Annotated in this window: 16 protein-coding genes; 8 read left to right on the top strand and 8 right to left on the bottom strand. The window is 65.0% G+C overall.

Annotated elements, in window-relative coordinates:
- Positions 1–16 precede the first annotated feature (16 nt).
- The 7 genes from J4P02_RS20815 to J4P02_RS20785 all read right to left on the bottom strand — a co-directional run bounded on the left by J4P02_RS20815 (position 17) and on the right by J4P02_RS20785 (position 10044).
- Positions 17–463: an SRPBCC family protein gene (locus tag J4P02_RS20815; protein ID WP_426193726.1), complete on the bottom strand. Its 447-nt coding sequence runs from the start codon at positions 461–463 to the stop codon at positions 17–19.
- Between the two features lie 43 nt (positions 464–506).
- Complete coding sequence (locus J4P02_RS20810; RefSeq protein ID WP_426193724.1) at positions 507–3881, bottom strand: beta-ketoacyl synthase N-terminal-like domain-containing protein; 3375 nt, start codon at positions 3879–3881, stop codon at positions 507–509.
- 41 nt (positions 3882–3922) lie between these two features.
- Positions 3923–4984 carry a phosphopantetheine-binding protein gene (locus J4P02_RS20805; protein ID WP_426193722.1) on the bottom strand — a complete coding sequence of 354 codons (1062 nt, stop codon included), beginning with the start codon at positions 4982–4984 and terminating at the stop codon, positions 3923–3925.
- 95 nt (positions 4985–5079) lie between these two features.
- On the bottom strand, positions 5080–6849 hold the full coding sequence (locus tag J4P02_RS20800; RefSeq protein ID WP_426193720.1) for an FAD-dependent monooxygenase: 1770 nt from the start codon (positions 6847–6849) through the stop codon (positions 5080–5082).
- 3 nt (positions 6850–6852) lie between these two features.
- Positions 6853–7464, bottom strand: a complete 612-nt coding sequence (locus J4P02_RS20795; protein WP_426193718.1) for an HAD family hydrolase — start codon at positions 7462–7464, stop codon at positions 6853–6855.
- Complete coding sequence (locus J4P02_RS20790; RefSeq protein ID WP_426193716.1) at positions 7454–8968, bottom strand: class I adenylate-forming enzyme family protein; 1515 nt, start codon at positions 8966–8968, stop codon at positions 7454–7456. The genes J4P02_RS20795 and J4P02_RS20790 overlap by 11 nt, the downstream gene beginning before the upstream one ends.
- 35 nt (positions 8969–9003) lie before the next feature.
- Complete coding sequence (locus J4P02_RS20785; protein ID WP_426193714.1) at positions 9004–10044, bottom strand: SDR family oxidoreductase; 1041 nt, start codon at positions 10042–10044, stop codon at positions 9004–9006.
- A gap of 551 nt (positions 10045–10595) precedes the next feature.
- Here J4P02_RS20785 and J4P02_RS20780 point away from each other — a divergent pair.
- From J4P02_RS20780 to J4P02_RS20750, 7 genes are all read left to right on the top strand, one after another.
- Entirely contained in the window at positions 10596–11177 is a 582-nt protein-coding gene (locus tag J4P02_RS20780) for a TetR/AcrR family transcriptional regulator (protein ID WP_426193712.1), read from the top strand.
- Between the two features lie 128 nt (positions 11178–11305).
- Positions 11306–12367, top strand: a complete 1062-nt coding sequence (locus J4P02_RS20775) for a glycosyltransferase family 2 protein (protein WP_426193710.1) — start codon at positions 11306–11308, stop codon at positions 12365–12367.
- Positions 12368–12410: 43 nt separating this feature from the next.
- Positions 12411–13430, top strand: coding sequence for a hypothetical protein (locus tag J4P02_RS20770; protein WP_426193708.1), 1020 nt, complete (start codon positions 12411–12413; stop codon positions 13428–13430).
- Positions 13427–14161, top strand: coding sequence for a hypothetical protein (locus J4P02_RS20765; RefSeq protein ID WP_426193706.1), 735 nt, complete (start codon positions 13427–13429; stop codon positions 14159–14161). Before J4P02_RS20770 ends, J4P02_RS20765 begins: the two co-directional genes overlap by 4 nt.
- On the top strand, positions 14158–15255 hold the full coding sequence (locus J4P02_RS20760; protein ID WP_426193704.1) for a hypothetical protein: 1098 nt from the start codon (positions 14158–14160) through the stop codon (positions 15253–15255). The genes J4P02_RS20765 and J4P02_RS20760 overlap by 4 nt, the downstream gene beginning before the upstream one ends.
- 63 nt (positions 15256–15318) lie before the next feature.
- Positions 15319–15930, top strand: a complete 612-nt coding sequence (locus tag J4P02_RS20755) for a phosphatase PAP2 family protein (protein WP_426193702.1) — start codon at positions 15319–15321, stop codon at positions 15928–15930.
- Positions 15917–16870 (top strand): fatty acid desaturase family protein, encoded by a 954-nt coding sequence (locus tag J4P02_RS20750; RefSeq protein WP_426193700.1) that lies wholly within the window; start codon positions 15917–15919, stop codon positions 16868–16870. Before J4P02_RS20755 ends, J4P02_RS20750 begins: the two co-directional genes overlap by 14 nt.
- Here J4P02_RS20750 and J4P02_RS20745 read toward each other — a convergent pair.
- Positions 16867–17919 (bottom strand): EAL domain-containing protein, encoded by a 1053-nt coding sequence (locus J4P02_RS20745; protein WP_426193698.1) that lies wholly within the window; start codon positions 17917–17919, stop codon positions 16867–16869. The two genes, J4P02_RS20750 and J4P02_RS20745, sit on opposite strands and share 4 nt — an antisense overlap.
- A 601-nt stretch (positions 17920–18520) precedes the next feature.
- Here J4P02_RS20745 and J4P02_RS20740 point away from each other — a divergent pair.
- On the top strand, positions 18521–19006 hold the full coding sequence (locus J4P02_RS20740; RefSeq protein WP_426193696.1) for a sigma-70 family RNA polymerase sigma factor: 486 nt from the start codon (positions 18521–18523) through the stop codon (positions 19004–19006).
- The last annotated feature ends 13 nt before the right edge of the window (positions 19007–19019 follow it).

Raw genomic sequence — 19019 nt, 5'->3', positions numbered from 1 at the left:
GGTGTTGTGCGGCGGTTCAGCAGGCTTGCGCCAAACCTTGGTTTGCCCGTTGCTCGGCCAGGCGACCGAGGTTGCGCAGGGCCTGGTTCATGGCCGGGCGCAACAGCGCACGCAGCAGGCCGCGATAGAGGAAACTCAGGCGGCCGTCGATGCTCACGCTGTGCACCACGTGGGTCTCATGGGCGCCGATGCGCGTCAGGTAGTGGTTGAAAGTCAGCCGCGCCCACAGCAGGCGGGCGCTGTTGCTGTAGTTGCGCCGCGGGTTGACCTGCTCCAGCACCAGGGGCATCTGCAGCCCGTTCTTCAACACGCACAGGCCGCGGGTACCGCTTTGGAACGGGCCGTCCAGGGTGCAGTTGCGCACGTCGGTGTCCCATTGCGGGGCGTTACTGAAGTCGGCCCACAGGTTCCAGATGGCGTCGGCGGGGGCCTGGACGCGGATTTCCAGTCGAATGTCGCTCATGTATGGCTCTCATTGGGCAGAAGGGGAGGCAGCACTGTGGTTTTCATGCGGGCTGTGCCTGTTTGCCGAGCACCTGGGCGGTGAGGCCGGCGCTGCCGATCAGTTGGCCGGCGGCGAACAGTTCGATCACCATGCGGTTGGTCTTGAACGCCTGGGCCTGCTGCCCCAGTGGGTCTTGCGGCGCCAGGGTCAGGGTCTGCCCGCGCTCCAGGGGGCGTGCCAGGTCGAAGTTCAGCACCAGCAGGTTCATCGGGGTGTTGAGGGGAATGGCCAGGGCGCCGTGGGCGATCTGCATATAGGCCTGCCGGGCGATTTCCAGGAAATACACCATGGAGTGGTAGCGCGGGTGGCCGTCCTCGAAGAACTGCCCGGCGGGCACCGGCAGGCTGCGGACCCTGGCCTGTGGGTCGATATCGCCCACCAGCACATTTTCCCCGCGAGCCTTGTGCAGCCAGTCCTGGCGCCGGCACGGCAGCACCGGCTCGGCAGCCGGTAAGCGCTGGCTCGGCTGGCCGGCGGCGACCCGCAGGGTGCAGACGCACATCAACTGCTCGTTCTGCATCACCCGGGCCACGAACTGGCCGTTGTCCTCCTGCAACTCGATGTCCACCGGCCGTTCCTTGAGCACATAGCGCTGGAACTTGATGTTCAGGTGCTGGATGAAACAGTGCTCGCCCTGCAGTTCCGGCACCGCGTATTCCATCAATTGCAGCACCGCTTCGATCAGCAGGATGCCGGGCACATGGTCCAGTGGGTGATCGAAGAAATAGCCATGGCCCTCGTCCACCCGCAATTGCGCATTCAGGCTCTGGGCGCTGCGGCGCAGCACATGGCTGATCACGCAGTTACGCTCCTCGCGTCGCCAGTCCGGGCTCGGCACCGCCTGTTGTCCCTGCGGTTGCACCGCCAGCAATTCACGCAGGGCGCGACAGCGCAGCTCCAGGCTGCTGGCCAGGGTTTGCGCCAGGGTGTCGCTCAGGGCCAGCAGGTCGACGCCTTCGGCCAGCGGCAGTTGCGGCACAGCGATGCTGGCCAGTGGATGGTCGATCGGCGCCAGCGCCTGTGCCTGTGGGTCGGCAAAGCGCAGGGTGAAGGGCGACTTGGCACTGCTGGGCGCCGGGGCCTGCCAGGGCGCCAGGCCCTCGGCATGTAGCCAGAACAGCACGCGCTCGCCGTCACGGACCTCGATCAGGTGTTCGCCCGGTGCTTGCAATAGCAGCTGCAGCAGCGTGTCCATGCCGCTGGCTTCAGCCAGGTAGCCGGTGGCGGCATGCAGGATGTTGTCCTGGTGGGCCCGGGCCCCTTGCAACTGGCAGCAACTGAGTGATGCACCGTCGCTTATGCCCAGGCGGGTGCGGGCCTGCTGCGGATCGCTGGCGGCACTGCCCGGCAACCCGGCGTGCAGGCGCAGCAAGGCCGGTTGCGGCCCGTCGGCGCGGTAGCGGCGCAGGGCGATCACCCCCAAGCCTTCGCCTTGCAGCAGCGGCTCATCGCGCAATGCCGCAAGCTCGGTGGCGCCGCTGATAAAGCGCCCGGCCCCCAGCAGCAAGGTGTCGATGCCTTGGTCCAGCCATTGCGGCGCGGCCAGCAGGCTGTGCCAGAACAGTCCGGCGCTGCCGGCCAGGGTTTGGTGGAAACCGCGCAGGTCGAAGAACTTCGCCGGGTAACCCGAGAGCAGGCTTGGCAGCATGCTGGCGACATCCGCCACTTCGATGCCCGGGGCCTGGCCCTGGCCCTGGCGGAAGAAGTGCTCGGCAGCGCTGTAGGCATTGGTGAAGCTTTCTCCGCCCATGTTGCAGCACATGACGATGGCGCTGCGGTCCGATCTGGCGACCCCGGGCAGGCGCCGCAGCAGTTGCCCCACGCGGTCGGCCAGCAACAGCTTGAACGGGTCGATATGCCCCAGGGGCTTGGGGCCCATGCCGTAGCCTTCGGTGTCGATCTGCAGGTTTTCGGCGAGAAAGTGCCCACGCAGCGGCGGCGCCGTCGTGCCCTGGCGGCCGAAGCGGCTGCGGGGAAAGGCCCGGGTCGGCGCGGGTTGCTGCAAGGCTTGGCGCAGCCCCTGCAGGGAAGGTGCGCCGCCCAGGGCGGCTTCCGCCTCGACCACCATCAGGTCCAGGGGGATCAGCGCCTCGAGCGCCGGCCCGGTGCTTTCCAGCTTGGCCTGAGGGCGGTATTGCTCCAGCACCAGGTGGGCATTGGCGCCGCCGAAACCGAAGCTGGAAATGCCGATGCGCGATGGCTGTTCCTGGCTGCCCAGCGCTTGTTGGATGGGCTCGGCCAGTTGCAGGCAGGTCGGTGCCAGCTTGGCGCTGATGGGGTAATCCGCCTGGGGCGGGATGCAGTTGTGGCGCAGCATCATCAGCGCCTTGGCCAGCGCCGGGCCGCCGGCCGCCGCCAGGGGGTGGCCGATATGGCTCTTGATCGAGCCCAGGCGGATCTTGTCCTCGGCGCCCAGGTAAGGGCCGAAGAAATGCTGCAACGACCCCAGCTCGGTGGCATCCCCCAGGGGCGTGCCGGTGCCATGGCACTCGATGTAGTTGACGCTGGCCGGGTCGAGCCCGCTCCAGGCACGCTGGTAGGCGCTGAACTGGGCCTGCTTACCGGGGGCGAAGGTCGAGCCTTCGGCGCCATCGGCCGACAGCCCCAGCGCCCGCAATACCCCCAAGGGCTGGCGGTCGGCCTCCAGGGCGCGTTCCAGGGGTTCGAGGAGGAAGGCCACCGCGCATTCCCCCGGCACTATGCCGTCGGCCTCGGCGCCGAAGGCCTGCAAATGGCCTCGTGGCGAGAAGGCCGTGAGCTGGGAGAAGCCGAGGAATAGCGGCGCTGGCATCAGGGTGTTGAGGGCCATCACTATCACCTGGTCGGCCTGCTGGCTGGCCATCAGCGCGCGGCCCATGTCCAGGGCATAGGTGAACGAGCTGCAGGCGGTGTCCACCGTCAACGCCGGGCCGCCCAGGTCGCACTGGCGGGCCAGCTCGGCAATCTGCCCGGCCGGGGTATGCCCGGGCCGTGGTGCGCGCTGCGGGTGGGCGCTGGCCACAAAGTAGCTCTCGTCGCTCCAGGAGGTGGCGACGATCAGCGCGGTGCGTTGGCGCTGCAGGGGGCCGGCCTGGGCCAGCAACTGCTGCAGCACCTTGAGGCCGATGCCCAGTTGCCGGCCCTGTTCCAAGGAGGGGGTCTGCTCATCGTCCTCCAGGCAGTGGGCCCGATGCAGGTAGACCCGGTCCTTCTCGCCGGGCCGTGGGTGATAGATGTGTTCGCGGTCCAGCTGCCAGCGTTGCAGCATGCAGTGGCTCGGTGCACTGGCGCCCTCGGCCAGCAGCTCCCAGAGTGCTTCGATACTCTTGGCACCGGGAAAGGTGCCGGCCATGGCACTGAACACCAGTGGCGGATGATTGCGGTGGCTTGCCGTCATGACGCTCTCCTTGTCGCGGCTGCGGAAACTCTGGGTGCTGCTCAGGCCATGCGTTGCAGCAAGGCCAGGGCTTCCTCGGGATTGCGCCGCGACATCAGTGCCTCGCCGGCGAATTCGCTGCTGCGGCAATCCGCGGCCAGGGCCTGGCACAGGGTTGCGCGGTCAAAGCCGTTGAGCCCCAGCTCGGCAAAGGGTTGCTGGTGGTCCGCGGCTTGGGTGCCCGGGGCCAGCAGCGGGGCGATGGCCTGTTGCAGGCGCTGTTCATGGGCGGGCGCGGCCTGGCTGTCGGCGGCCAGCAAGCGGCGGATCTGCTCGATGCTCTGCTGCGCGCAGCGGGCTTCACCCAGCAAGTTTTCGTGGGCCTTGAGCTGTGGCCATTCGCCCAGCAGCAGGTCGAGGAAATCCAGGCGGATCAGTGAATCCAGGCCCTGTTCTTCATAGGCCTGGCCGGCATCCAGATCGTCCAGGGCAAAGCCGGTGAGGGCCGCCAGGTGCGCCAGCACCCGGCTGGCCACGGGGTCGCTGTCGGCTGCGGGTGCGCCTTCGAGCTCCGCCAGCACGGCGGCCGGGCTGCCCAGGTCGAAGAAGCCCGTGGCCTGTTCCCGGGTCTCGGGAAAGGCCTTGGCCAGGGCGTCGAACAGCTCGACCCGGTTCAAGGAATCCAGGCCCAGGCTGTCGAAGTTCTGGCGCAGGTCGATGGCGTCGGCGGCCATGCCGCTGACGGCGCTGATTTCACTGCGCAGCCACGACTCATAGGCCGGCACAGGGCTGGGCACGGTAATGCTTGCGGCGGTATTGGCGGCCTCGCGCTGCACCGCTGGCGTCACCGCCCGCAGCGTCGGTGCTGCCAGGGCCGGGGCGCTGAAGCGGGCACCGCTGCTGTTCTTCAGGTACAGGCTCTGCACCACTTGTTGGTGGGCATCCAGGTACTGCGCGGTCACCGCCTGTGCCTGCTCCAGCAGCCGCAGCAGCACCTGCTCCCGCGAGCAATGGGAGGCGCAGATCGAATCGATGATCTTGCCCGACAGGTCGAAGTAACCCTGGGCGATCTTGCCGTTGGCGTTGATGAAATCCTGAACCACGTTATCCAGTGCCAAACTCATGTGGGTAAACCTCGGAATACTTGACGTTGATCCACAGACAAGCCGCCGACGCTGGGCGGCAGTCCATGGTTAGAAAACAGCGAACGAGCGGGTGACTAGGCCGGCAGCGGCACCGCTAGCGGGCTCTCGACCAGGGTCGGTTGCGGGCTCTTGAGCAGGCCCGAACGCAACTGCAGGTAGCCATTCAGGGCCGTGGGCTGCAGCCCCTGGAAAGCGATGTAACCGTCCGGCCGCACCAGCATCAGGCTGCCGGCGGGGGCGTGGTAGCGCTGGTGCAGGCGCCAGTCGGGGTCCAGCAAGGTGCGTTGCTGGCGCTCGAAGTCGCCGTGGTCCAGGGCATCCACCACGCAGAACGCGCGCAGGCCGGGGTATTCCCTTTCCACCTGGGCCGCCAGCTGGCGATAGCCCGGCAGCAGCGGCGAGAACTGGTCGGCACCAGTGAAAATCAGCAGGGTGAAGCCCTGCTCGAACAGGTCGATCAGGTGCCCGGCCGGCTCCTGGGCGCGGGCTTGCCAGAGCACCACGTCCGGCGCCAGCTGCCCGGCCAGGGGCGCCTTGCCCCGGCGCGTGCGCGGGTCGCCCTTGCGCTTCCAGCTGTTGCGTTGCGCAGGCTGCAGCGACTGCTGGATATGCTCGCTCGGCGGGTAGTGGTACTGATGCCCGGAGATCATCGACGGCAGCACCTGCTGCACCTTGCGCCGGCGGGTGATCAGCGGCAGCAGGTTATCGCGCAGCCACACCAGCGGGCGTTTCTGCAAGGTGATCAGGGTGGTCAGGCGGTGCGCCGTGTCTTCCACTTCCAGGGCCACCGGGTAGCGTTCCTGGTGATAGCTGTCGAGCAGCGCCGGGTCGCCCAGCCCCTGATGCACGAAGGCCAGTTTCCAGGCCAGGTTGTAGGCTTCGGACACCCCCAGGTTCATCCACTGGCCACCGATCGGGCTGCCGATATGGGCGCTGTCGCCCACCAGGAACACCGGCCCCTGCTGCATCTTCTGCACGCGCCGATGCTGGAACGAGGCGATGGTGGTGGACGACAGGTTGGACAGGGTCATCTGCTGCCCGCGGCCCTCGCACAGGCGCTGGAAATGCTCCAGGGTCAGTGGCGGACGGTCGGCCTCATCGGCCGGCAGGTCGTAGGGCATCTCGATAAACAGCCGGTAGCGCGACTGGCCGCTGATCGGCGCCAGCGCTACATAACCCTGGCTGTCACCGAGAAAGAAGGCGCCTTCGTCCTGGCTGCCCGACCACTGGATATCGGCATCGGCGAGCATAAAGAAGCGGTTGTAGAAGGCTCCTTCGAAACTCAGGCCCAGCTGCTTGCGGATCGGGCTGCGGGCGCCATCGGCGGCCACCACCCAGCGTGCCCGCAGCGCCTGTTGCTGGCCGTCCGGGGTCTTGAGCTGGACATCGGCATGCTTGTCGCCGCTGTGCAGTTCGAGCAGTTCGGTGTTCCATTCCACCTCCACCCCCAGGGACTTCAGGCGCTCCAGCAGGATGGCCTCGGTCTGCGGCTGGGGCAGGCTCAGCAGCATGGGGTAGGGCGCCTGCAACTGGGCAAAGTCATAGCCGAGAATTGGCTTGCCCTGGGACTGCACCTTGAAGCGCTTGATGGCGAAACCCTGGGCCACGGCCTGCTCGGCCACGCCCATGGCGCGGAAGATTTCCAGGGTGCGCGAGTGGATGGCGATGGCCTTGGTGGCCGTGGACGGGCCGGCATTTTTCTCGATGATGCGCAACGGCACGCCGCGCTGCCTGAGCAGAATGGCCATGGTCAGGCCGATGGGGCCGGCACCGACGATCAGCACGGCGGGTGAACCAGCGGGCACGGCGGTAGCGCCCTGTAGGGCAGAAGGTTGGCGGTTCATCGGTCAGTACCAGTTGCGGTAGAAGGGTGTGGTTGCGGCTTCCAGCAGGGCGGCATCGCCCGAGGAGTCGCCGTAGGCGTAGATGTCGTAGTGCTGCAGGTCGCCGACGCAGGCCCGCAGGCGGGCGACCTTTTCCTGCTCGACGCAGTTGCGGCCGTCGATGGCGCCGTTCAGGCCACGCTTGTCGCTGGCCAGCCGAGTGCCGCAGACATGGTCGAAGCCCACCAGGCGGCCCCAGGGCTGCAGGTAGTTTTCCGGGGAGTTGCTCACCAGCGCCGTGACATGCCCGCGCTGCTGATGCCATTGCAGGCGACGCAGGGCTTCAGGGCGCAGCCACAGCGCCAGGTGCTCGCTGATGAAGTAGCGCGCATGTTCCTGCTCCTGCTCCAGGCCGAGGCCCTTCAGGTAGCGCTCGATAAACGCCAGCCGCGCCTGCATCAGCGGCACCACGCCGAGCAGCACCCCGGCCATTTTCGGCAGCAAGGGGATCATTCCCAGCCAGAACTTCGCCGGGCCGTGGATATAGCGCATGTAGCGCCAGAAGGTATGACGGTCGGTCAGGGTGCCGTCGAAATCGAACACCGCCAGTACCGGACGTGAGCGTTCAGCTTGCATGGGCGCTCTCCTTGAGCATGAGGAATTCAAACACCCGAGGCAGCTTGAAGCCGGACAGGTGCTGGCCGAGCAGGGCGGTCAGCTCGCTCTGGTTCAGCGGCTGGCGGCACCGCAGGCTCAGGTGCAGCACGTTCACCTCCTTGTGATCGGGCACCACATAGGCCCGGGCGTCCACCACATGCGGGTGCAGGCGAGCGACGTTTTCGATCTCGGTGAAGTCGATCATCTGCGCCTTGATCTTGGAAATGCGCAGGCGCTGGCAGTAGAAGAACAGCTGCCCGGCCTCATCGCGCCACACCAGGTCGCCGGTGTGCAGCCAGCCGTCGCGGATAAAGCGCGCACTGACCTCGGGCTCGCGGTCGTAGCCCTCGATGACCATGGGCCCACGGATCAGCAGCTCGCCAATCTGCCCGCAGCGCACGTCCTCGCCGTGGCTGTCCACCACCCGCAACTGCACATTGCGGATGGGGGCGCCCATGGCCCCGCGGGACACCGCGGCGACGGAACTCTGCACCAGCATCGGCATGCTTTCGGTCAGGCCGTAGCCCTGCAGCACTGGCCGGCAACCCAGCAGTTCGCCGAGCTTCTGGCCTTCATCAGCGGGCAGGTGGCTGCCGCCGGAATACAGCATCAGTTGCGGGTGCAGCGTGGGCGGCGGGCCTTTGCGCTTGGCCAGCCGCAGGTTGAAATAGCGGATCACGTCCGGCACCAGGCAGGCGAAGCTCACCTGGTGCTCGGCCAGCACCTGGGCCAGGTCGCGGTTGAGCAGGGTGTCGGTCATCAGCAGCGTGGCGCCGACGCTCAACGGAAACACCAGCATCACCGAGAGCCCGAAAATCGCGTACAGCGGCAGGGTCACCAGGTGCACCGAGCCCGGTCCCTGGGGCACGAAATGCTCATGCAGGCCGTCGCTGGACAGGGTCAGGTCGTGGTAGCGATGGGGCACGCCCAAGGGGCGGCCCAAGCCGCGGTAGGTGTACTGGATCGACGCCAGCGGGTTACCCGCCGGCGGCTCCAGCGGCGCCGGCTGGCTGACCATGCTGTGCAGCGCAACGGCGTTGCCGGGCAGCGCGGCAGCGTCCTGTGCCACATCGAGCAGCAGGCAGTGACGGATATCGCCATCGCCGAAGGCACCGGCGTGCAACTGCGCCAGCTCGGCCAGGGTGATCACCAGGGTCGGCGTTGCCGCCTCTATCACCTTGGCCATCTCGTGGGGCGTGAGCCTGTAGTTGAGGATCACCGGCACCGCGCCACTGCCCAGCAGGGCCATGTAGCAGGCAATGAACTCGACGCCGTTGGGCAGGGCCAGGGCCACCCGTTCCCCGACGCCGAGCTCCAGCGCCTGCAGGGCGCCCTTGCGCCGGCAGGCGTGCTCCAGCAACTGCCGATAGCTGAAGTCGGCGTCTGTCTGGTCCAGGTTGCGGATGGCGCATTGGTCTGGTTGTGAATGGGCGAAATTGATAAAGCGATGCAGAAAGCCCGATGGATTCGAAAGGCGAGCCATGGCTGTAGACACTCCGTTCTAGCGGCAGGAAAGACTCAGTCGATTGCGGGTACGGGGTGGCCGGCAGAGGCCAGGTAGTCGTTGGCCCGATACCAGTCGAGGGTGTCGGCGAGCGTCTGCTCCACCGGGCGGAACTGGCAGCCCAGTTCCCTGGCGCTTTTCTCGTGGCTGAAGTGGGTGCGCTCACGTTCCCCGGCCATCAGCTTGATGGTGGAGCTGCTGATCAGCACGGGTTTGCCGGTGAGGCGGTGCTGCACTTCATACAGCGCCGCGATCATCCGCAGGATGGCCAGCGGCACCTGGCGCTGCGGTGCCGCAACGCCGCTGACCCGGGCCAGCACCTGGAAGATGCTGCCCATGTCCATGTGCACCCCGGCGGCCAGGTAGCGTTCGCCACTGCGGCCACGCTCCAGGGCCGCCAGCAGGTGCTCGGCGACATCCCGGGCGTCCACCACCGAGAAGGTGCCGGGCAGCACCCCGGGCAGCTTGCGCTGGACGAAATCGAGGAGAAACTGCCCCGAGGAAGTGGGGCCGATATCCCCCGGGCCGAACATCCAGCCGGGCAGCACCATGGTGATCGTCATATCGGGATGACGCTGCAGGAACTGCTGCACCACCTGTTCCGAAAGGATCTTGCTGCGGTAGTAGTCGTCGGCGCCCTGTTCCGGGCGCGACATGCTTTCGTCGATCAATTGGCCCTGGGCACCTTGCAACACGGCAATCGACGAGACATGCACGGCCTTGCGAATACCGGCGGCATAGGCGGCGGCGAGTAATTGCTCGGTGGCAACAACGTTAGTGTTGTAAAGCGCCGCCCAGTGTTTACCGCCCTTGTAACTGTCACGGAAATAGGCGGCGGTATGAAGCAGTGCATCACAGCCGTGCAATTCTGTGCTGAACTTCTCAACTTCCTGCAAGTCCCCTTGAATATATTCAACCGGCATGTCAGCAAATTGCTTTCTTGCCTTGTCGATAGAACGCACCAGTGCTTTTACTTTGATATTACGCCGCACAAGTGCATGTACGGTGTTATTGCCCAAGAGACCCGTTGCGCCGGTGACAAATGCACATTTCATGGAAAAAACGCCTGTTTGCAAACGTGGTTGAGAGGCTTCCGTTCTTCTGCCGAATGCAGCCCCGGATTCCTTCCGGGGTTCTGGCGGAGCGGATTAAAAACCATTCGGTATTCAAAAAGCAAGCGGTATTCAAAGTGTCACAAAGGTGCTTTTTTGAGGGTCAGTGAGGTGGTTATTTGATTGATCTATAAGCAATTTATTTGATTTTTCAGCAGCTGTTCGGATGCTCTGCGCGGCGCTTCCAGCGATTTATTTTTATCGCTGCGACATGTGAAGCGGGGCTTCGAAGGGGCTTGGATGACTTGGTACTATGGTCCACTATTGGCCCCGCGCGAGGGCTTCGATCTGGCTTGGGGAATGCACTGGCGAGTTTTTCGGGATCAGTTGCGGAATCGATTTATCATCTGCTGCAACCAGGCCCGGGAGTGATGCGTTATGCTGCGGCGGCGAAATGCACGGTTACAAGCTTGGTGTTCTAGTTATGGGGTGTCTGGCCGATATTCACCCTTTCGAAGTTTAGGACTGGAGTTGAAGAGTTGACGAAAACGAGGATGGGCCGAGGAGAGAAACAGCAATATACCCGGGAGAAACTTTTCGAAGCGGCCACTGAACTTATGGTCAGCAAGGGTTATCACGCTGCCAGTGTCAGCGATATTGCCGAGAGTGCCGGCTTTTCCAAAGGCGCGTTCTTTTCCAACTTTGCCAGCAAGGCCGATCTGTTGGTCGCCCTGACCCAGCGTTTCAAGGGCGTGGAGATCGAGCGCCTGGGCAATGCGCTGAACTCCGGTGCCTCCACCGCAGAGTTGAGCCAGGGCCTGTTGATGTACATCGACAACCTGAAGAACAACAAGTCTTGCGTGATCCTCGATGTGGAACTGCAACTGATTGCCGCCCGCGATGCAGAATTCGCCCAGCACTATTACCAGCTGCATCAGCAAAACAGCGAAGCGCTGGGCGCCCTGATCGAGCTGATCTTCAACCACTGCGGCAAGCAGGCGCCGATGAGCCGCGATGTGCTGGCCATGCTCTTTACCGCCTTGTCCGAAGGCCTGGTGCTGCAGGGCCATGACGACCCGGCGCAGCAGATCAAGCTGGTGCTCGAAGCCATGATCGAAAAGGCTTCGCCCTTGTAGCGGGGAACCTGCAGCCGGCGTTTGAATAATCACGCGAATAATGCTGTGATTGCGCCCTTGTCGCCCCCGAGGCGCCCCCGTTTTTTTCGAGACACAGCGAAATGGATAGCCAGGAAACGACAGTCAGGATGTCGCAAGAGTCTCTTTGCGATGACGCAGCCCCGCAGCTTGCACGTATCGCCGCAAGCACCGCGCTGGTGCTCGAGACCAACAACCTGCGCGGTGGCAACGACCCCGCGGCGGCCCTTGTCAGCCTGCAGAACCTGATCGTGCGGCTGACCCGGCAGAGCCTGTCCCCGCAACTGCTGGGCCAATGGATCATCACCCACGACGGCCTCGACCTGGCTGCACGCCAAGCGCTGTGTGCCCTGGCCGGACGCTCCCTGGATTTTGTCGAGATCGACGCCAGCACCGGTTACTACGCGGCGAAGAATGTGGGCTTCGAGCAGGTCGACCAGCAGCGCTGCCGCTATGCATTGTTCGCCGATGCCGATTGCCTGCCCTGCAACCGCTGGCTGGAAGAACTGCTGCTGCCCCTGACCCGGACCGATGCGCCGCTGGCGGTGGCCGGGCGCACCAGCTACGCGCCCGGGGTGATTGGCAGCGCGCTGACCACCATCGATTTCATGTATTTCCCCAGCCCCTTGCGCCCTGGCGCCACGCGCAACTTCTATGCGAACAACGTGGTCTTTGCCTGCGCCACCTTCGAGCACTACCGCTACCAACCCCTGGACGGCGTGTACCGCGCACATTGCCAGGTGATGGGGCTGCGCCTGCAAGACGCGGGCGTGGCCGTGGCCTATGCGCCGGATGCGCACACCGAGCACCGGCTGCCCGACAGCCAGGGCGAGGTGTTCAAGTTGCGCTGGCTGCGTGGTGGTGACAGCGTCGATCTGACACCTTACCTGGTACGCGCCTATATGCCGCAGTGGCTGCAATGGCTCGGGCGCAGCGGGCCGATCGGCCCTCTGTGCGTGATGCTCGGGCGCCTGGGCTACAGCCTGCGCGCCCTCAATCATCAAGACTTGCCGCCCCTGCGCGGCGTGCGTTACCTGGGCGCCATCGCCGCCCTGGTGGGCATCTCCCTGATCGATACCGCAGGTGCCGTGGTCCGTGGCCTGGGCATCAACCTGGGTCGCGCCAGTGCCCGGCACAGTGAAGCGCTGTCCTACCACCGTCACCTGGATTGACCCGCAACGCCGCACTCAGGCCGCATGCCCACAGGAAGTCTCTATGCACATCATCTTGTCTGCTTCATTCCGTCGTTCCCTGGCGTGCCTGGCATTGCTGGCCCTGGCGGGGCAGGCCAACGCCGACGCCTTTAGCGGTCGTGGGGTGTTTCATTTCGCCTCGGCCAGTGGCTGTGCGGCGGCCGGTTTCAGCGGTGAGGCCAATGACTGCAACCGCATCGCCCTGGACGTGGCCGATGCCCGCGCCACGGTCGACCCGCAAGCCCACAGCATTGTTATCGACGCCGCGGCCAACCATGACAGCAAGACCGTGATCGGTGATGTGCTGTTGCATGGCAGCGGCATCGCCAGTGATGGCCGGCGCGTTCCGCTTAGCCTGCAAGTGCTGCTGCGGCGCTCGGGCAAGGTGTGGAAGTCCGACACCTATGTGCATGCCCCGGTGCGCGGCAAGTTCAGCGATATTCGCCTCGACCCGTACCGCATCAGCGTCAGCGAAGAAGCTGGCGAGCGCCTGCTGTTCAGTGCCGAGCAGGCGCGCAATGTGCTGGCCCAGCCGTCCATCGCCAAGCGCCTGGCCAGTTACTTTGTGCAGGTTCGACCCAGCGATGTGAAGCATCCGCAAGCCGATGACATCACCATTGCCCTGGGCCTGGGCAAGGTATCCAAAGCCCTGATGCGCGCCCGCTTCAGCAGCGAGTCGGCAAAGGCCGGGGAACTCGACCCGGTGTCGGCCCAGGGCACCTGGAACCTCAACCTGCAGGCCCTCAGCGGGCAGATCCCGTTGTGGGTGGTGCAACGCCAATTGTTCGTCTTCGGCCTCGAGGACAGCCCGCTGCTCAATGAGGTTCGCCAGCGCGGTCTGAACAAGCACGACACGCTTGAGCTGGGTGCGCTCAACGGCCAGGGTTACCTGCGCTACAACGGCCGCGAGGAAAGCTTTGCCCAGGCCAATGCCGCCGGCTCGGCCTTTATGCGTGACAGCTTTATCGGCCTGATTCTCGCCTGGCACCATTACCAGCACGCGGCCAAGACAACGGGCGCTGCTGTGCAGCCCGCGCCATGAGCCTGGGGCAAATCACTCTGGACGAGGCGCCTTTCACTTGCCTGAGTCCGCCCCAGGCGCAGGGGTTGGGGGCGTTGCAGGCGCGCCTGGTGGATCGCATCAAGCGCGCCGCACTGCGCCGCCTGCACCACAGCCCGCGTGGTGAACGTTTGCTGTTGCGGGTCTACCTGGCTGGCGAGGACGCCACCGAACGCACCCTGCTGGAAGACTTACTGCCGCAGTCCCCAGCCTGGCTCGAACGCCAGGTGCAGCAGCACCTGGCCGATGAGCAGCGCCACGTGACGTTGTTTGCCGAAGCCCTGCAAGGGCTCGGTGACGATGGTGCGAATCGCCTGCAACCGGACTGGCTGAGCCGACGCAAGATCCGCCGCTGGCAACGCCTGGCCCATCAATACGCAGCGCATTTCGAACAGGGGCTGCTGGTGCCGGCCTACGCCACCGGGCTCTGTGCCGAGCAGATGGCCCAGCGGGTATTGAGCCGGCACTGCGCGGTGATAGGCGCCGAGCATGGCTGGTATCCGCTGCTGTCGCGGGTTCTGGCCGACGAGAAAGCCCATGTGCGCCTGTGCCAGAACACCCTGCGGCGGCTGGTGGCGCCCCATGAGACGGTGCACCTGGCGCGGCTGCTAAAAGAGATTCGTGCGGTGGACGCCAGCTTCGGCGTCAGCGGCGCGCTGGCCATGTACCTGGCCGGCTGGCTGCTGGGCGGAGTGGGACCCAAGGCTCGATGAATTCACGGATTCTCTACCTGGCCACCGCCGATGCCCGTGGCCACCTGATGCGTGCCCAACTGCTGGTGCATGCCTTGCGCGAGGCCGGTGCCGAGGTCCAGGTGCTGACCACCTCGAAGCAGGGCCAGGTGTTTCTGCAACGCTTCGCGATCCAGGCCGAACTCTTGTCCGAGCACTATGCGGTGCAGTTCGACGACCAGCAGAACATGCAACGCCGGGCCACCAATCGCAATGTCGCCCATTACCTGTTCCGCCCCGGGCGCATGCTGCGGGACATGCTGCACCTCGGGCGACGCCTGCGGCATGCCGACCTGATCATCAACGACTCCTTCCACCCGGCCTTGCTCTACATGGGCATGCTGCCGGGCTGGCGGCGCAAGGTGGTGCATGTGTACGGCGCCAGCCTCAAGGTGGCGCTGCTGAGCAATTTCCAGGGGATGTGGCCGCCGCAGTTCGGGCGCTTGTTCGCCTGGATAGTGCAGCGCCAGGTCGACGCTGCGCGGGCGCGTATCGAACATGATTTCGCCTATGGGGTAGACGACGCCCAAGCCCCCGCGCTGTACCGCTTGCCGACCCCGGTGGCCCTGGCCGCCGACACCCCGCAGCAACCCGCGGTGGAGGCTGCGGTGTACCTCAATCCGCACTTTCGCCAGCCGGCCCTGGCCGACGCCCTGAGTGCCGGCCTGGCGCAGGCCGGGCTGGCGGCGCATCGGGTGGGCGAGGGCTATGCCGGGCGTGATGGCTGGCTGGCGGTCGACCCGTTGTGGGCTGATCGCGCGGCGGCTGCGCAACTGCTGGTGTCGGCGCCGGGCATGGCGGCCTTGTCGATCGCCCGGGTCTATCGACGGCCGATCATCCTGGTGCTCAGCGACCAGCCGGAACAGACCAGCAATGCCGCGCGAGCCGCCAGCCTGCAGTTGCTGCACCGGGTAGTGACCTGGCGCGGCGACGCCATGGATTTCCAGCAGCAGGTGGCCCAGGCCGCGGTGCAACTCTGCGCCGAACAGGCGCTGGCGGCCGAGAGCAGCGGGGCAGGGCGCGAGCGTGCGCGACTGCGGATCGATGCCTGGGTCCAGCGCTTGCTCAACCTCTGAGGTCGCGCTGATGTTCCTTCACTCATCATCGACCACCGCCTGGGAGCTCCCATGGAGCAGCCCTTGTCGAGCCTGAAACGGGGGTTCGAGCCACGTCAGGCGCTGCTCGGTCTGGTGGGCATGCTGCTGGGCCTGGCGCTGTTCCTCGGGGTGCAGCGGCTGGTGATACCGCGCTACAACTGGGTCACTGCTCTGGACCAGCAGATCCCCTTCATCGCCCAGTCCTGGTGGTTGTATGTGTTGTTCTTTGCCTTTGTGCCCCTAGCGGCGGGCTATGCCAGCGGGGCGGCATTCAAGGCATTGAGGAACGCCAGCGGCCTGGCCTTTGTGGTCGCTGTCTGCTGTTTCTATGCCTTCCCCGAATCCCTGCCGCGACCGGATCTGGGCGCCCTCGACAAGGGTTTTCTGCAGCAGCGCCTGAGCCGCATGTGGCAGCTGGATCTGGCCGCCAATGGCTGTCCCAGCCTGCATGTGGCCGTTACTTGCCTGGCCTGCTGCGCGCTCTGGGAGCGTCGTGGCAAATGGCTGATCGCCGGCCTGGGGTTGCTGATCTGTCTCTCGACCCTGACCCTCAAGCAACACACCCTGATCGATGTCACCGGCGGCGTGCTGCTGGCCCTGGCCTGTGCTTGGCTCACTCAACCGCAAGGAAGCAAGACCCGTGTCCCAGCTTGAATCTCGCGCCGGCGACAACCGCGCGCTGCAGGCCTTTGTTCCCGCCGCGCAACTGTTCGTGGTCAAACCCTGGATCGGCCTGCTGGCGCTGCTGGCCGACTGGCTGCTGATCGGCGGCGCCTTTGTTTGCGCGGCGCTCTGGCCCCATCCGCTGACCTACCTGGCAGCGGCGCTGGTGATCGCCCGCAGCCAGTTGGCGCTGGCGGTGATCATGCACGAATGCGCCCATGGCCTGCTGGTGCATGGGCAGCGGGCCAACGAGCGAATCGGCCAATGGTGCGCCGCCGGCCCGCTGTTCATTTCCCTGCGCAGCTACCGTGCCGGTCACCTGATACATCACCGCAACCCGATGCAGCATGATGACCCGGTGGCGGCGGTGTTCGGCCTGGGCGATTACCCCTTGCCCCGTGGTCGATTGGTGATGCGCCTGCTGGCGGACCTGTGTGGCGTGGGGTATTGCATCAGCGCGTTCAGGCTGGCCCGTGGCGACTTCGCCAACAGCCTGCCCAAGGTGAAGAAAACCCGCGCCCAGGTGCTGCAGGAAGTGCTCTCGATGCTGCTGGGCAACGGCGTGCTGTTCGGCCTCTTGGCCTGGTCCGGTCACCCCTGGCTTTACCTGGGCCTGTGGCTGTTGCCGGCCATCACCCTGCTGCCCCTGATGGGGCGCGTGCGTGCGCTGATGGAGCATGCCGGCTTGCCGGCCACCGCCGATCAGAGCCAGAACGCCCGCAGCATAGTGCGGCCCAACTGGCAGACGTTTTTTTTCGGCCCCCACGCGATCCACTACCACATCGAACATCACCTCTATGTGCGCATGCCGTACTACCACTTGCCCAGCCTGCATCGACAGTTGGCGGCGCGTCAGTTGTTGCCGGCCGGCAATCTGTACCAGGGCTATTTCGGGGTGTTGAGGGATGTCGCTCGGCCGTCGTCGCGTTAGCTGGCGAACTCCCGGGCGATGGTTATTTCCGGCAACAGGCTGGGTGCGCAGGGGCGGCCAAACAGCCAGCCCTGGCCTATGGCTTCCGGCGCATGTTGCAACACATAGAGGGCCTGGGCCTGGGTCTCGATGCCTTCCACCAGCACGCGGATATTCAGCCGTCGAGTCATGGCGAACACCGAATCGAGAATGGCCCCGGCCCAGATATTGGCGTTGATGAAACGCACCAGGGTGCTGTCCAGCTTGATCCCGTCCACCTCCCAGTTCAGCAGGTTGTTGAGGTTGGCGTAGCCGGCGCCGAAATCGTCGATGAACACGCGAAACCCGGCTCGGCGGTAATGGCTGAGCAGGGCCCGTGGTTCATCGATGAGAAACTCCAGGGATTCGGTCACCTCCAGCACCACCTGGCCCGTCGGGATGTCGAACTCTTTCACTACGCCTAGCAGGTAGCTGGAGAACGACAGGTCTTCGACATCCCGCGGGGTGACGTTGATGCTGATGTAGAAGTTCTGGTCTTCGCGCAGCAGGTGGCTGACGCCCGCCAGGGCGTTGCGCACTATGTAGCGTGTCAGGCGTCGGCCGACGCCGGCCGCTTCTGCCCATTTCAGAAAGGTTTCCGGGGAGATCGGGCCCAGGCCGTCATGGGTCCAGCGTGCCAGCGCCTCGACCCCGACCATGTTGCCGGAAGCCATTTCCACCAGGGGTTGGTAAACGATGTAGATGCGCTTCTTGCGCATCGCTGCCAGCAGCCGAAAGCGCAGGCCGAAAGGGCTGTGGCGCCAGACGTAGTACACCAGGCTCAGCAGTATGCCGCTCAGCAGGCCGGCGATGGCCGAAGGGATGCACCAGGCAACCGACGGGGCAAGGGCTGACGCCTCGGCACCTGAACTCTGGTTGCCGGGCTGGGTTTCGGGCAACGGCGTTGCGGGTTTGGCGGAGAGATCCAGGGCGCTTTGTTTCAGGATGATGCCGCGGGATTTCAGCGACGGCGGTTCCTCGCTGTGGCAGGCACCCGAAAGTGGATGCAGACGACGCCCTCGCAGCGCCACGGGTCTTGCTGCCTGCGGTGTGCATGGCCGCAGGGCGCAAGGCCTGGGAGGCTCATGGGGAGGCAGGAAGATTGCGCAAGCAGAGGGCGGCGGGGGAGGCGGGCTGGCTTCGCTTATTGTCGGGAGCAGAACGCAGAGCAGGACAGCGGCAGGCATCAGGTGCAGCGATGGCGTCATATTCATCTCCAGCAAGGTTGGAATCAAGCTAGGACATCTTGTGTCAGTCTATCGTCTGAAAGCGGCTTGAGCCGGGCTCCATGAACCTGAGGCCGGAGTAGTGCCAGCCGAATTGAGTGATCGGGATTGCATTTATTAATTCGCCGTCTGCTGAGCCTTTGTTGCACCTCTTTGGGAGTATTTCCTTCGTGGAATTGCTTTTCGCAGCATTGTCAGTGCAACCGCCATGAGCATGGGCCACAGGCGTTGTTGGCTATACTCAGGCTCGCTGCCGCCCGGGGGCAGGCAGCGTTGCAACGTGGATGCATGGCCTTTGAGATGAGCGTCGCTGAACGATATGTCTGGTGATCGTCCCTCTTCCCGTTGGCATGAAATCGAGTCAGGGCTCCGTGAGTTGTGGATACGCGCCCAGTCGGGGGACCAGTTGGCCCGCGATAAGGCCCTGGGCCGCATGGCCTGCCTGATTCGTACCTATTACCGTCGCCGCTTGGGCAGGCACCAGAGCTACATCGAGGACCTGGTGCAGGAGAGCCTGCTGGCCTTGCATCTTCGATGTAGCAGTTATGATTCCTCCCTGCCCATTACCGCCTGGATATTCGCAATTGCCCGTCACAAACTCATCGATTACTGGCGCCAGTCCCTCCGTCACGAAGCGCTGCTCCAGCCGCTAGATGAGGTCCCCGAGTTTCTTCTTGTCGATGCCGAGGTTCACCCGGTACCCGAGGTGGACGTGCGCCGGCTGCTGCTCGAACTGACCCCGGCCCAGCGTCTGGCCATCGAGCTGATCAAGCTCGATGAGCTGAGTGTCGCGCAGGCTGCGGCCCGTACCGGGCTGTCCGAAGTGGCCTTGCGTGCACAGGTGCATCGCGGGTTGAAGCGCCTGGGCCAGTTGGCCAAACCGGACTCCTGAGAGCACCTGAAGC

This window comes from Pseudomonas sp. NFXW11, assembly GCF_049887815.1.
Classification (GTDB): Bacteria; Pseudomonadota; Gammaproteobacteria; order Pseudomonadales; family Pseudomonadaceae; genus Aquipseudomonas.
This window is presented reverse-complemented; position numbering and strand designations above follow the sequence as displayed.

Coding starts and splice junctions, on each gene's coding strand:
- J4P02_RS20815 (WP_426193726.1), bottom strand. CDS start 463: ATGAGCGACATTCGACTGGAAATCCGCGTCCAGGCCCCCGCCGACGCC.
- J4P02_RS20810 (WP_426193724.1), bottom strand. CDS start 3,881: ATGACGGCAAGCCACCGCAATCATCCGCCACTGGTGTTCAGTGCCATG.
- J4P02_RS20805 (WP_426193722.1), bottom strand. CDS start 4,984: ATGAGTTTGGCACTGGATAACGTGGTTCAGGATTTCATCAACGCCAAC.
- J4P02_RS20800 (WP_426193720.1), bottom strand. CDS start 6,849: ATGAACCGCCAACCTTCTGCCCTACAGGGCGCTACCGCCGTGCCCGCT.
- J4P02_RS20795 (WP_426193718.1), bottom strand. CDS start 7,464: ATGCAAGCTGAACGCTCACGTCCGGTACTGGCGGTGTTCGATTTCGAC.
- J4P02_RS20790 (WP_426193716.1), bottom strand. CDS start 8,968: ATGGCTCGCCTTTCGAATCCATCGGGCTTTCTGCATCGCTTTATCAAT.
- J4P02_RS20785 (WP_426193714.1), bottom strand. CDS start 10,044: ATGAAATGTGCATTTGTCACCGGCGCAACGGGTCTCTTGGGCAATAAC.
- J4P02_RS20780 (WP_426193712.1), top strand. CDS start 10,596: ATGGGCCGAGGAGAGAAACAGCAATATACCCGGGAGAAACTTTTCGAA.
- J4P02_RS20775 (WP_426193710.1), top strand. CDS start 11,306: ATGTCGCAAGAGTCTCTTTGCGATGACGCAGCCCCGCAGCTTGCACGT.
- J4P02_RS20770 (WP_426193708.1), top strand. CDS start 12,411: ATGCACATCATCTTGTCTGCTTCATTCCGTCGTTCCCTGGCGTGCCTG.
- J4P02_RS20765 (WP_426193706.1), top strand. CDS start 13,427: ATGAGCCTGGGGCAAATCACTCTGGACGAGGCGCCTTTCACTTGCCTG.
- J4P02_RS20760 (WP_426193704.1), top strand. CDS start 14,158: ATGAATTCACGGATTCTCTACCTGGCCACCGCCGATGCCCGTGGCCAC.